This window comes from Pectobacterium brasiliense (assembly GCF_016950255.1).
GTDB lineage: Bacteria > Pseudomonadota > Gammaproteobacteria > Enterobacterales > Enterobacteriaceae > Pectobacterium > Pectobacterium brasiliense.
Genome location: NZ_JACGFN010000002.1, coordinates 1,049,621 through 1,061,612 on the forward strand (window position 1 = coordinate 1,049,621; position 11,992 = coordinate 1,061,612).

15 protein-coding genes are annotated in these 11,992 nt (G+C 53.5%); 7 read left to right on the plus strand and 8 right to left on the minus strand.

Annotated elements, in window-relative coordinates; translation table 11 throughout:
- The first annotated feature begins 95 nt into the window (after nt 1-95).
- The 5 genes from surA to apaH are packed head-to-tail and all read left to right on the plus strand — an operon-like array spanning nt 96 to nt 4,453.
- Nucleotides 96-1,391, plus strand: coding sequence for a peptidylprolyl isomerase SurA (surA, locus tag H4F65_RS19235; protein ID WP_010681747.1), 1,296 nt, complete (start codon nt 96-98; stop codon nt 1,389-1,391).
- Nucleotides 1,391-2,392 carry a 4-hydroxythreonine-4-phosphate dehydrogenase PdxA gene (gene pdxA / locus H4F65_RS19240; protein ID WP_010681748.1) on the plus strand — a complete coding sequence of 334 codons (1,002 nt, stop codon included), beginning with the start codon at nt 1,391-1,393 and terminating at the stop codon, nt 2,390-2,392. Before surA ends, pdxA begins: the two co-directional genes overlap by 1 nt.
- Nucleotides 2,385-3,203: a 16S rRNA (adenine(1518)-N(6)/adenine(1519)-N(6))-dimethyltransferase RsmA gene (gene rsmA / locus H4F65_RS19245; RefSeq protein ID WP_010681749.1), complete on the plus strand. Its 819-nt coding sequence runs from the start codon at nt 2,385-2,387 to the stop codon at nt 3,201-3,203. The genes pdxA and rsmA overlap by 8 nt, the downstream gene beginning before the upstream one ends.
- A 12-nt stretch (nt 3,204-3,215) precedes the next feature.
- Nucleotides 3,216-3,593: a Co2+/Mg2+ efflux protein ApaG gene (gene apaG / locus H4F65_RS19250; protein WP_010681750.1), complete on the plus strand. Its 378-nt coding sequence runs from the start codon at nt 3,216-3,218 to the stop codon at nt 3,591-3,593.
- A gap of 2 nt (nt 3,594-3,595) precedes the next feature.
- Nucleotides 3,596-4,453 (plus strand): bis(5'-nucleosyl)-tetraphosphatase (symmetrical) ApaH, encoded by an 858-nt coding sequence (apaH, locus tag H4F65_RS19255; RefSeq protein WP_010681751.1) that lies wholly within the window; start codon nt 3,596-3,598, stop codon nt 4,451-4,453.
- Between the two features lie 40 nt (nt 4,454-4,493).
- Here apaH and H4F65_RS19260 read toward each other — a convergent pair whose 3' ends face one another.
- Nucleotides 4,494-4,688 (minus strand): hypothetical protein, encoded by a 195-nt coding sequence (locus H4F65_RS19260; protein WP_010681752.1) that lies wholly within the window; start codon nt 4,686-4,688, stop codon nt 4,494-4,496.
- A gap of 141 nt (nt 4,689-4,829) precedes the next feature.
- Nucleotides 4,830-5,354 (minus strand): DMT family transporter, encoded by a 525-nt coding sequence (locus tag H4F65_RS19265; protein ID WP_010681753.1) that lies wholly within the window; start codon nt 5,352-5,354, stop codon nt 4,830-4,832.
- Between the two features lie 110 nt (nt 5,355-5,464).
- Here H4F65_RS19265 and H4F65_RS19270 point away from each other — a divergent pair, with 110 nt between their 5' ends.
- Nucleotides 5,465-6,370, plus strand: a complete 906-nt coding sequence (locus H4F65_RS19270) for a LysR family transcriptional regulator (protein WP_010681754.1) — start codon at nt 5,465-5,467, stop codon at nt 6,368-6,370.
- Nucleotides 6,371-6,452: 82 nt separating this feature from the next.
- On the opposite strand, the gene folA is transcribed toward H4F65_RS19270, so the two are convergent.
- The 3 genes from folA to H4F65_RS19285 form a co-directional block, all read right to left on the minus strand.
- Complete coding sequence (gene folA, locus H4F65_RS19275) at nt 6,453-6,935, minus strand: type 3 dihydrofolate reductase (protein ID WP_010299774.1); 483 nt, start codon at nt 6,933-6,935, stop codon at nt 6,453-6,455.
- A gap of 98 nt (nt 6,936-7,033) precedes the next feature.
- Complete coding sequence (locus H4F65_RS19280; RefSeq protein ID WP_010681755.1) at nt 7,034-7,504, minus strand: threonine/serine exporter; 471 nt, start codon at nt 7,502-7,504, stop codon at nt 7,034-7,036.
- Nucleotides 7,495-8,268 carry a threonine/serine exporter family protein gene (locus H4F65_RS19285; RefSeq protein WP_010681756.1) on the minus strand — a complete coding sequence of 258 codons (774 nt, stop codon included), beginning with the start codon at nt 8,266-8,268 and terminating at the stop codon, nt 7,495-7,497. Before H4F65_RS19285 ends, H4F65_RS19280 begins: the two co-directional genes overlap by 10 nt.
- A gap of 205 nt (nt 8,269-8,473) precedes the next feature.
- Between H4F65_RS19285 and H4F65_RS19290 the strand changes: the two genes are divergently transcribed.
- Nucleotides 8,474-9,088: a LysE family transporter gene (locus H4F65_RS19290; protein WP_010681757.1), complete on the plus strand. Its 615-nt coding sequence runs from the start codon at nt 8,474-8,476 to the stop codon at nt 9,086-9,088.
- A gap of 97 nt (nt 9,089-9,185) precedes the next feature.
- On the opposite strand, the gene H4F65_RS19295 is transcribed toward H4F65_RS19290, so the two are convergent.
- From H4F65_RS19295 to carB, 3 genes are all read right to left on the minus strand, one after another.
- The gene (locus tag H4F65_RS19295) at nt 9,186-9,554 is read right to left on the minus strand and encodes a VOC family protein (RefSeq protein WP_010681758.1); all 369 of its coding nucleotides are present in this window, start codon (nt 9,552-9,554) and stop codon (nt 9,186-9,188) included.
- Nucleotides 9,555-9,651: 97 nt separating this feature from the next.
- Nucleotides 9,652-10,341 carry a helix-turn-helix transcriptional regulator gene (locus H4F65_RS19300; RefSeq protein ID WP_010681759.1) on the minus strand — a complete coding sequence of 230 codons (690 nt, stop codon included), beginning with the start codon at nt 10,339-10,341 and terminating at the stop codon, nt 9,652-9,654.
- Between the two features lie 160 nt (nt 10,342-10,501).
- The coding region (carB, locus tag H4F65_RS19305; RefSeq protein ID WP_205536110.1) for a carbamoyl-phosphate synthase large subunit at nt 10,502-11,992 on the minus strand (1,491 nt) is incomplete at its 5' end.

An 11,992-nucleotide genomic window follows, 5' to 3' on the forward strand; every position in this document is an offset into this window, starting at 1 on the left:
GTCATGCAGAGTGCTTAGCCGATAAGGGCCACAGGCTGTCTCACTGAAACGTTGGAACTTTTAACCCGCCTTGCGGATGAAATAATGGGAAAGGTATGAAGAACTGGAGAACGCTTATTCTCGGATTGGCACTGAGTGCCTCTACCGCGTTCGCAGCACCACAGGTGGTTGATAAAGTCGCAGCAGTAGTCGACAACAGCGTCGTGTTGGAAAGTGATGTAAACAGTCTTTTGCAGTCGGTAAAACTGAACGCCCAGCAGGCCGGGCAACAGTTGCCGGATGACGCCACGCTGCGTCATCAGATTACCGATCGCCTGATCATGGATAACATCATCCTGCAAATGGCGCAGAAGATGGGTATCCAGGTGACGGATGAGCAGTTGAATCAGGCGATTACCAATATTGCCGCTCAGAACCGGATGTCTCTGGACCAGCTAAAAAGCCAGCTGGCTTATGAAGGTCTGAACTACAACACTTACCGTAACCAGATTCGCAAAGAGATGCTGATTTCGGAAGTGCGTAACAACGAAGTCCGCCGTCGCATTACCGTGCTGCCACAGGAAGTCGATACGCTGGCTAAGCAAATCGCCACCCAGACCGGTGAAAACGATGAGCTGAATCTGAGCCACATTCTGATCCCATTATCAGAAAACCCGACTCAGCAGCAGGTTGATGAGGCGGAAAACCTGGCAACGTCGCTGGTGAAACAAATCAATGAAGGCGCGGATTTTGGCAAGTTGGCCATTACCTATTCCGCAGACTCTCAGGCGCTGAAAGGCGGCCAAATGGGCTGGGGCAAGTTGCAAGAGATCCCAACGCTGTTTGCTGAACGCTTAACACAGGCGCAGAAAGGTCAGGTCGTTGGCCCGATCCGTTCTGGTGTGGGTTTCCACATTCTGAAAGTGAACGATATTCGTGGCGGTAACAAAAGCGTATCGGTAACCGAAACGCATGCTCGCCATATTCTGATCAAACCGTCTGTCGTCATGACGGACAGCCAGGCGCAAGCCAAGCTGGCCGAAGTGGCACAGCAGATCAAAAACGGCAGCACTGATTTTGCCTCACAAGCCAAACTGCTCTCCCAGGATCCCGGTTCAGCGAATCAGGGCGGCGACCTTGGCTGGGCTTCTCCAGATATGTACGATCCGGCCTTCCGCGATGCGTTGTTGAAACTGAAGAAAGGCGAAATCAGCCAGCCTGTTCATTCCTCTTTTGGCTGGCACCTGATTCAGTTGCTAGACACCCGTCAGGTTGATAAAACCGACGCGGCGCAAAAAGAGCAAGCGTACCGTATGATCTTTAATCGTAAATTCGCTGAAGAAGCGCAAACCTGGATGCAGGAACAGCGTGCAGCGGCCTATGTCAAAGTGATTAATGGTGCCACTAACTAATGCAGACTGAGAGCAATACGCCACGCGTTGTGATCACCCCCGGCGAACCCGCCGGGATTGGCCCCGATCTGGTGATTGCTCTGGCTCAGCAGGCCTGGCCTGTAGAGCTCGTGATCTGTGCGGATCCTGACCTGTTACTCAGTCGCGCATTGCAGCTGTCTATGCCGCTGACGCTGCGTGACTATCAACCCGGCCAGCCCGCACAGCCACAACAGGCGGGTAGCCTGACCATCCTGCCGATCGCCGCACCGGCAACCATCATTCCAGGCCAATTGAATGTCGCTAACAGCGCTTATGTCGTTGAAACGTTGGCGCGTGCTTGCGATGGTTGCCTGAACGGTGAATTCGCCGCGCTGATTACCGGCCCGGTGCATAAAGGCATTATCAACGATGCCGGCGTCCCCTTCAGCGGACACACTGAGTTTTTCGCCGATCGCAGCCGCTGTGACCGTGTCGTCATGATGCTGGCAACAGAAGAACTGCGCGTTGCCTTAGCGACCACGCATCTTCCGCTTGCAGCCGTTTCTGCGGCGATTACCCGCCAGAGCCTGCACGAAGTCATCACGATTTTGCATCATGATTTGCAGACAAAATTCGGCATCGTTCAACCACAGATCTATGTCTGCGGATTGAATCCTCATGCCGGCGAAGGCGGCCATATGGGCCGTGAAGAGCTAGATGTGATTAACCCAGCGCTGGACGAACTCCGGCAACAGGGCATCACGCTGGTTGGGCCGTTGCCTGCCGACACGCTTTTCCAGCCAAAGTATCTGCAGCACGCTGACGCCGTTTTGGCGATGTATCACGATCAAGGGCTCCCGGTTCTGAAATATCAGGGCTTCGGGCGCGCCGTTAATATCACGCTGGGGTTACCTTTTATTCGTACGTCGGTCGATCACGGTACAGCGCTTGAGCTGGCCGCAACCGGCAGCGCCGACCCCGGCAGCTTCATCACGGCATTAAATCTTGCCATTAAAATGATAAAACACAGTAATGAATAATCGCGTACACCAAGGTCACTTCGCCCGTAAACGTTTTGGGCAAAACTTTTTAAACGATCACTTCGTGATCGATAGCATCGTTTCGGCGATTCATCCTCAACCGGGTCAAGCGATCGTTGAGATCGGTCCCGGCCTCGGCGCGTTGACCGCACCCGTTGGCGAACGGATGGATCGTTTTACCGTTATTGAGCTGGATAGGGATCTGGCCGCGCGGCTGGAAACGCATCCGACGCTGAAAGACAAGCTGACAATTATTCAGCAAGATGCCATGACGATCGATTTCGCCGCGCTCGCTGAACAAGCTGGGCAACCGCTGCGTGTTTTCGGCAACCTGCCGTATAACATTTCCACACCGCTGATGTTCCACTTGTTCACCTATACTCAATCTATCCGCGACATGCACTTTATGTTGCAGAAAGAGGTGGTTAACCGCTTGGTGGCAGGGCCGAACAGTAAAGCCTTCGGACGCCTGAGCGTCATGGCACAGTATTATTGTCAGATAATCCCTGTGCTTGAAGTACCACCAGAGGCATTCAAGCCCGCGCCTAAAGTTGATTCCGCCGTAGTGCGACTCGTTCCTCATGCCGAGATCCCCTACCCGGTCAGCGACATTCGCGTGCTGAGCCGCATCACAACGGAAGCGTTTAACCAGCGCCGTAAGACACTGCGTAACAGTCTGGGCAACCTGTTCACCCCGGAAATTCTCACCGAGCTGGGAATCGATGTCTCCAGCCGCGCAGAGAATGTGACCGTTGAACAATATTGCCGATTGGCGAACTGGTTGAGCGAGCATCCTGTAAAACAGGAATAACTGGAGTTCATCATGATTAATGCGCCCCGCGTTTGTGTACAGGTTCAGAGCTTCTATGTGGAATCACAATCGGAGCCTGATGAAGAACGTTTCGTGTTTGCTTACACGATTACGGTTCGCAATCTGGGGCGTCATGAAGTCCAGCTTTTGGGACGTTATTGGCTGATCACCAACGGTAACGGTCGCCAGACTGAAGTTCAGGGTGAAGGTGTCGTCGGTGAGCAGCCGATTATCCAGCCCGGCGGCGAATTCCAATATACCAGCGGTGCCGTCATCGAAACGCCTCTCGGTACGATGGAAGGCCACTACCATATGGTTGACCATCAGGGTAAAGCGTTTCAGGTTTCCATCCCCGTTTTCCGTCTGGCTATTCCTTCACTGATACATTAATTATGTCTACCTACTTAGTTGGCGATGTTCACGGCTGTTTAGTTGAACTCAAAGCGCTATTGGCGCAAGTTTCCTTTAATCCAGAGCAAGATACGCTCTGGCTAACTGGCGATTTAGTCGCACGCGGGCCGGATTCCCTCCTGGTTCTACGCTTTGTTCGCTCCCTCGGTTCCTCTGTTCGCATGGTGCTTGGCAATCACGATCTGCACCTGCTAGCCGTTTATGCAGGCATCAGCCGCAACAAGCCGAAAGATCGGCTCAACGAGCTCCTTACCGCGCCCGATGCAGACGAACTCATCAACTGGCTACGCCGCCAGCCGATCTTACAGGTCGATGACGATCTAAAGCTGGTGATGGCGCACGCGGGCATCACGCCGCAGTGGGATCTCCACACTGCACAGATGTGCGCACGCGAAGTCGAGTCGATCCTGAGCAGCGACAGCTACCCACTTTTCCTCGATGCCATGTATGGCGATATGCCGAACCACTGGAGCCCGGAACTTAGCGGTCTGGCCCGTCTACGCTTTAGCACCAACGTCTTTACCCGTATGCGCTACTGCTTCTCCGGCGGGCAGTTGGATATGCTGTGTAAAGAGCCACCGAGTCAGGCTCCTTCTCTGCTAAAACCGTGGTTTGAGCTGCCGAGTCAGGTTGCCGGGGAATACGCTATTGCGTTCGGCCATTGGGCCTCGCTGGAAGGGAAAGGCACGCCGGAAAACATTTACGCGCTGGATACCGGGTGCTGTTGGGGAGGAGAGCTGACTATGCTGCGTTGGGACGATAAGCGTTATTTCACGCAACCGTCACTCTCATCAAATACCGAGCTTTCTGGCGATAGCGCACCCTTATCGGGTGAGTAAAGGCTCGAAAACCGTTGCTCCATCGCCAACCGTGCCAGAGTCATAGAAAGGGGAAAGTCGTTTCAGACTGAGCCTTTTTGGATGACGGTACGGCCAACGCCTCGGCGGGAATCGACCAGATGCCACCGCCAAGAAACCCGGACAGGCCGACGGCATCTACGCCGCCTGACGGCAATTCACGGCGGCGTGGATCGCTCAGTCGGTCAGTATTCAGATTACGGTTTCTATTCGTCATGCTTACTGTCTCCTATCTATCAAACAAAGCGGCTTAACGACATTTCAATTGAACGACGAAAGCCGCTACTCATTTTCATACTAGCGATGATAGATGACGGAAATGTGACCCATTTCCGCTAAAAAATGGAGAATTCATCTCTCACTGTGACTGCTGATGGGTTGCCGCGGTGGGTTTTGTCTGCGGTTGAGAAGCAGCAGAATATTGCACCACCAGCATCCCCATCACGATTAACGCGACACCCGCGATTCGCCCCAGCGTCGCAGGCTTCACCGCCAACCCCATCAAACCAAAATGATCGATGATCAGCGATGCCACAACCTGCCCAACAATCACGCAGACAATAAAACCTGAGGCTCCGAGCTTTGGCGTCAGCAATAAGGCGGCGGTGATATAGGCCACACCTGCCACGCCGCCCAGCCAGATCCACCACGGCCCCTGCAAGGCATTACCCAGTGCTGGCGTGGGCACCCGAGCAGCAAACAGAATCGGCAACAGCACGCAGATGCTGACCAGCAGTGAGACCAGCGTTGCCCAAAGTGGATGGCCTAACGAGCGCCCCAGCATCGCATTACTGGCAGCCTGAAAAGGCACGATGCTCCCGGCGAATACCGCAATACCCAGCGGCAGCAATAATGAGAGAGAAAAAGAAGAGAATAACGACATGGAGCCCCCTGATTCACAATATAAGTTCACAACGTAATTGGGATGTTCCAATACTCCATCATCCATTAAACTGATGGAAATTCGTAATTCATACGGAAGGCATTCACAGAATGGATGATTTACGGCGTATCGATATGAATCTGCTGCTAACGCTTCATGCACTGTTGACGGAAAAACATGTCACGCGGGCAGCGCTGCGCCTGCACCGCAGCCAGCCTGCCGTCAGCCATTCACTAGCACAGCTTCGCCAGATTTTTAACGATCCGCTGTTAGTCCGGCGTGAAGTCGGTCTGACGCTAACGACCCGTGCACAAGCGCTACTCGGCCCGCTGGAACTCGCGCTTGATCAACTAAATGGCCTTATACAAGCTCCGCAGTTCGATCCGCGCCATAGCACGCGACATTTCCGTTTGGCGCTTTCTGATTACGGTACGAATGCCGTTTTGCCAACGCTCATGCGGCATCTACGCGTGCAAGCTCCCGGCGTTTCGCTGGCCGTCAGTCATGCCGGCCGTGAAATGATGCTGGCACAGTTGATTGATGGCGAAATCGATTTAGGCCTCGGCGTATTTCCTGAACGCCCGCCTGAAGTACACGCCGAGCTTCTCTTTGAAGAACAGTTTGCCTGTCTGGCCGACCGCGCTACGCTGCCGGAAAACGGTACGCTATCGTTTGAGGCATGGCTGGAACGCCCACATGTTCTGGTCACCATGCATCCCGATTCAGCCAATGAAGTGGACAGCGCGCTTGCTGCAAGCGGCCTTTCGCGCAATGTCGTGCTGACGCTGCCCCACTGGCACGCCGCCATCAATCTCATTGCCAGTACTGACCTGATTTTGACTGCCGCACGGCGCAGCATGGCCCACATCACTACGCCAGATTTGCACATTTTCCCGCCTCCTTTCGCGATACCCCATTTTGCCTTCCAGCAGGTGTGGCATACGCGACGCGAGAGCGATCCTGCGCATCGCTGGCTGAGACATGCCATTTGGGAAAGCTGTCAGGCGGGGAAGTAAAACATCGGGTAAGAAAACGAAAAAACCCGCAACAAGGCGGGTTTAGCGAGTCATCGACAGAATGTTATCGCAGGAAAGGCGCTTAGCGGCGTTCCAGAATTTCGAAGCAGTAACTGTGTGAGTTGCGCTCGTCAGCATCATGGAACTCGCTGAAAACAGACTGCCACTCATCCGGCTCATAGTCAGGGAAATGCGTGTCGCCTTCAACTTCGGCATCAATGTGCGTCAGATAGAGGCGATTAGCCTGCGCCAGCATTTGCTGATAGATACTGCCGCCGCCAATCACCATCACTTCCTCGACGTCACCCGCTGCCGCCAGCGCAGCGTCCAGCGAAGAGACCCAGGTCACACGATCGTCATCACCGGGATGATTGCTGACGACAATGTTCAGTCGGCCGGGCAGCGGCTGACCGATAGAACGGAAAGTATTACGCCCCATAATAATCGGCTTATTAAGCGTATTACGCTTAAACCATGCCAGATCGGCTGGCAAATGCCACGGCATCGCGTTTTCCATACCAATCACGCGATCCACTGCCAGTGCAGCAATCAAACTAATAACCATGGTGAAAAAACCCTGTAGGTCAGAAAATTGCTGACACTATACGGAAAGCCCTTTCGCTCGTCGATATAGATACAAGACCGAAACGTAATATAAGAGTTTTATACTCCCGGCCGTTTACGGTAAAGCCATATCCCCGGTAAAGACAGGCCGATAGAGAGCGCACCGACGATAAAACTGGCCTTCAGAAAATTGGTTATCATGACGCTCATCAGCGCTTCGCTGTAGCCAAGGTGCGAAATCTCCACCACCGAAATCATCGCGGTATAGGCAGAAATACCGGGAAACATCGGGATCACCGCCGCTACGGTAAAGACTTTCGGATGCGCCAGCAGCCAGCGTGACCAGCGAATACCGATGATGCCAATCAGGATCGCCGCCAGAAACGACGCCCACTCGATATTCATACCGAAATGTATCGCCAGAAACCGTACGCCATGCCCGACACCGCCCAGCAACGCGCAGTAAGGCAGCACTTTCAGCGGCACGTTGAAGACCATCGCAAAGCCCAACGCAGGGACCGCCGCCAGTACCATATCCTGCAAGAGTGCCCACAGTAAACTTAAGCCCATCCGCGTAACCCCCACAGCGACATCGCCATCACCACGCCAATACAGGTCGCCAGCGTCAGTAAACTCGCGACCGTCCAGCGTGCCAGACCGGTATTCACGTGCCCTTTAAACATATCCGCCACGGCGTTAATCAACGGAAAGCCGGGAACCAGCAGCAGCACGCTCGCCGCCATCGCGACCGTTGAGGTTTGTCCAAAAGCAGGCAAACGCATCAACAGCCCGGATGCCGACGTCGCCACAAACGCCGTAATACAGAAGTTGATCAACGGATTCAGGTGTCGCGCCGTAAAGACTTGCCGAACGTACATTGCCAGACCGCTGGCAATCAGCGTGACGATAAATGCATCCCACCCGCCGCCGTTCAAACGGCTGAAGCAGCCGCAGGAAAGCGCCACAACGGAAACCATCAGCCAGCGTGGATAGCGCAGCGGTTTGATATTTCCCAGACGTTTTTCCACCCCTGCCACATCCAGCAACTTATGCTCGGCCATGATGACCGCATGCTGAACCTCAATGACGACGTGCATATTAATGCCGCGGTCCACATTCTTCCGCGTCGACGTCAGGCAATGTCCCTGCATGATGGTGGTCAGCACAATCGAATTTGCTGAGATGGAGCTCTCAACGCTATCAGCGCCAAGCGCCATACCCAGCCGTGACGACAGCTGTTCTACCACCATACTCTCTGCGCCATGCTGTAACAGCAGCAGCGCACACTGGATGCACAATCGGGTTATTTCCCGCTGCTGTGGCGCTTCACCCATCCGTTTTGTATTACTTAGTAATTCACGGTTTTCACATTCACTGACCATGTTGTTATCTCAACCCGCCCCTGAAATTAACCACAAAAAATGAAAGGACAATTGTTAACATATCGCCGCCGAATAACCAATAAGTGTGATGCGAATTCATTATTCTGGCGCTATGATTTCCCTCGGCCTCTCTCTTTCTTCACTGCCTGGAATGACCATGTTAGAGACATCACTGTTTGTCGCGACCATCGCCACGCTGGGGATGCTCTCTCCCGGCCCCGACTTTTTCCTCGTTATCAGGAATGCGGCGCGCTATCCACGTGCTGCTGCAATGATGACCGCCTTTGGCGTCATCTGTGGGGTAGCAACTCACATGGCGTACTGCGTCGCCGGGCTAGCCGTCGTCATCACCACCACGCCTTGGCTGTTTAATGTACTGAAATATGCGGGTGCCGCCTATCTGATCTGGATCGGTATTCAAGCGCTATTCGCGCGCGGCGGAAGCAAAATGGACGTATCAAACCTGACACAGCAAAGCGTCAGCCTGAAAAAAGCGTTCCTCCAAGGCTATCTCTGCAACCTGCTTAACCCGAAAGCCACACTCTTCTTTCTGGCGATGTTCACTCAGGTTCTGAACATTCACTCAGGCATCGGTGAAAAACTGTGGTATGCCATGATTATCTGGCTGCTTTCTCTCGTCTGGTGGCCGCTGTTAGTCGTACTTTTCCAAAGCGAACCGGTACGCCGTGGATTGGCTAAAGTGCAGAAACTGGTCGATAAGCTGCTAGGAACGGTGTTGATCGCATTGGGCATCAAGGTGGCACTGGGGTGAGATTGCCACCAGACTTGCTCGCCTGTCGCCGTCTGGATTGATATAAAAACCCCCTCGATTTTCACCGAAGGGGTTATGTTCTTATCCTGACGCTAGCTTAGTAGCTGGCATAATAAACACGTAACCGATGGTGATCGGGATCGAGTGCTACGAATGTTAGGCCAAAATCCATCTGGGTGATGTCCTGAGCGATAGTTATATCCCGTGCCTTCCAGTTTTCATAAATCGCATTCAGTGCGACCTCACTCTCGACACGAATGGCTAATTCGCTACCACCGCCCGCCAGTTGGGTTATCGGTTTAACCTCATGCTTAGACCACAACCCCAATAACAGCCCAGAGTCAAAGGCAAACATGGCAAAGTTTTCCGACTTCTCAACAGGCTGAAAATCAAACAGTTCACGATAGAAACGTTCGCTGGTAACGGCATCTTCCACATATAAAATAATAAAATTTGGTGCGTTCATCAGAGACTCCCTGTAATCAGGTGGGTAATAAGCAGAAGGCTTCTGCTTGCCTGAATGCATCGTAGTACGCACTGATGTCAATTTCTGTCAGTAGCCATTACTGCTGAGGAATGTCCTCTTTTTCATGCCATTCTTTTAATAACTGCTGACGACGACGAGGATAACGCTGCTCCAACACCGTCATACTACGGATGCGTTCAGCCCTGAAATGACGAAACTGCTGACGACGTTCGCACCAGGCAGCAATCACATGCGTTTGATCGAAAAATCCCAATGCAAACGGCCAGATAATTCGGAGAGACTCATTGCCCTGAAGGTCACAATAAGCAATCTCCGTGCGACGTTCTGCCCGAATAGCGTGACGTAAGGCTGATAAGTCGATAACAACAGCGGGAGTAAATTCCGCCTTACCCACTAATAGCCCTGAAGAATCAAGCGCGTTACGCAACTCTGGTGGTAATACCGCGGCAATCTTCATCAACGCATTACGGGCTGCCCCCGCCAAACGCTCATCTGTTCTTCGGACGACCCAACGCGAGCCCAACACTAATGCTTCAATTTCCTCTTCTGAAAACATCAGAGGGGGCAGAATGAACCCTGGACGCAGGATATAACCTAATCCCGCCTCTCCCTCAATATGCGCTCCCTGCAACTGTAGCGTGGCAATATCACGATAGACCGTTCTCTGGCTCACACTTAATTTTTCCGCCAAATACGCCCCTGTTACGGGAAACCGGTGATGGCGTAATATCTGTAAAAGCTCAAGCAAACGCTGCGTTCTGGACATCATCTCACCCTGATATCAGGCATAGGAAACCAGCTCAATACCTGCCTCAAAACAGAGTGGCTGGAAAGAGGATTTCAGGCTAAATAAAAATACAAAAAAGCCAGCGCTGTTGCCAACGCTGGCTTTCATTATCCGCTTACTGCCTACCGAAGTTGGTCAATCAGCCTTTAATCATCGCATGCATTTCCTGCACGGAAGTCACTTTCTCCGTCGGATCTGCCGTCAACGACATGGCCGTGGCGAAACCGCCGTTCAGCGTCGTGTCGTAGTGCACCTTGTATTGCAGCGCGCTGCGGCGAATCAGCTTGGAATCTTCAATCGCCTGACGCCCTGCGGTGGTGTTGACGATGTAAGTGTACTCGCCGTTCTTGATGCGGTCCTGAATATGCGGACGACCTTCATGCACCTTGTTCACCAGACGCGGATTAATGCCCGCTTCGCCCAGCTCAATCGCCGTGCCGTGCGTCGCATCCAGTTCAAAGCCGTACTTCAACAGCTTGGCCGCCAGATCCACCACGCGAGCTTTGTCGCCTTCACGCACCGACAACAAGGCGCGTCCGGTTTTCTTCATGTGCGAGTTACTGCCCAGCATCGCTTTAGCAAACGCTTCAGCAAACGTGCGGCCCACGCCCATGACTTCACCGGTTGAACGCATTTCTGGCCCCAGAATCGGGTCAACGCCAGGGAATTTGTTGAACGGCAGCACCACTTCTTTTACGGAGTAATACGGCGGGATAATTTCTTTCGTGATGCCCTGCTCAGCCAGCGTTTTGCCTGCCATCACGCGTGCCGCGACTTTCGCCAACGGAACGCCCGTCGCTTTCGAGACAAACGGTACGGTACGCGCCGCACGTGGGTTCACTTCAATCAGATAAACTTCGTTATCCTTCACCGCGAACTGCACGTTCATCAGGCCGCGAACGCAGAGCTCAAACGCCAGTTTCTCAACCTGCTGACGCATCACGTCCTGAATCTCTTTGCTCAGCGTATAAGCCGGCAGTGAGCAAGCTGAGTCACCGGAGTGAACGCCCGCCTGCTCGATGTGCTCCATAATGCCGCCAATCAGCACGCGCTCGCCGTCACAAATCGCATCAACGTCGACTTCGATGGCATCGTCAAGGAAGCGGTCTAACAGCACCGGCGCATCGTTGGACACGCTAACGGCGTTTTGGAAGTAGCGACGCAGGTCGATTTCGTCGTACACGATTTCCATCGCGCGGCCACCCAGAACATAAGAAGGACGGACAACCAGCGGATAGCCGATGCCACGCGCTTTTTCTACCGCCTGCTCAATGGTCGCGACCGTGGCGTTAGCCGGTTGCTTCAGCCCCAGACGATTCACAGCCTGTTGGAAACGCTCGCGGTCTTCTGCACGGTCAATCGCATCTGGGCTGGTGCCAATCACTGGCACACCCGCGGCTTCCAGCGCACGCGCCAGTTTCAATGGCGTCTGGCCACCGTACTGCACGATAACGCCTTTTGGCTTCTCGATGCGGACGATTTCCAGCACGTCTTCAAACGTCACCGGTTCGAAGTACAGGCGGTCAGAGGTATCGTAGTCTGTTGAAACGGTTTCCGGGTTGCAGTTGACCATGATGGTTTCATAACCATCTTCACGCAGCGCCAGTGAAGCGTGGACGCAGCAGTAGTC

Excerpts from the sequence above, each read along its gene's own strand:
- rsmA (WP_010681749.1), top strand. The coding sequence starts at position 2,385 with ATGAATAATCGCGTACACCAAGGTCACTTCGCCCGTAAACGTTTTGGG.
- apaG (WP_010681750.1), top strand. The coding sequence starts at position 3,216 with ATGATTAATGCGCCCCGCGTTTGTGTACAGGTTCAGAGCTTCTATGTG.
- apaH (WP_010681751.1), top strand. The coding sequence starts at position 3,596 with ATGTCTACCTACTTAGTTGGCGATGTTCACGGCTGTTTAGTTGAACTC.
- H4F65_RS19260 (WP_010681752.1), bottom strand. The coding sequence starts at position 4,688 with ATGACGAATAGAAACCGTAATCTGAATACTGACCGACTGAGCGATCCA.
- H4F65_RS19270 (WP_010681754.1), top strand. The coding sequence starts at position 5,465 with ATGGATGATTTACGGCGTATCGATATGAATCTGCTGCTAACGCTTCAT.
- surA (WP_010681747.1), top strand. The coding sequence starts at position 96 with ATGAAGAACTGGAGAACGCTTATTCTCGGATTGGCACTGAGTGCCTCT.
- H4F65_RS19285 (WP_010681756.1), bottom strand. The coding sequence starts at position 8,268 with ATGGGTGAAGCGCCACAGCAGCGGGAAATAACCCGATTGTGCATCCAG.
- H4F65_RS19300 (WP_010681759.1), bottom strand. The coding sequence starts at position 10,341 with ATGTCCAGAACGCAGCGTTTGCTTGAGCTTTTACAGATATTACGCCAT.
- H4F65_RS19280 (WP_010681755.1), bottom strand. The coding sequence starts at position 7,504 with ATGGGCTTAAGTTTACTGTGGGCACTCTTGCAGGATATGGTACTGGCG.
- pdxA (WP_010681748.1), top strand. The coding sequence starts at position 1,391 with ATGCAGACTGAGAGCAATACGCCACGCGTTGTGATCACCCCCGGCGAA.
- folA (WP_010299774.1), bottom strand. The coding sequence starts at position 6,935 with ATGGTTATTAGTTTGATTGCTGCACTGGCAGTGGATCGCGTGATTGGT.
- H4F65_RS19290 (WP_010681757.1), top strand. The coding sequence starts at position 8,474 with ATGTTAGAGACATCACTGTTTGTCGCGACCATCGCCACGCTGGGGATG.
- H4F65_RS19295 (WP_010681758.1), bottom strand. The coding sequence starts at position 9,554 with ATGAACGCACCAAATTTTATTATTTTATATGTGGAAGATGCCGTTACC.
- H4F65_RS19265 (WP_010681753.1), bottom strand. The coding sequence starts at position 5,354 with ATGTCGTTATTCTCTTCTTTTTCTCTCTCATTATTGCTGCCGCTGGGT.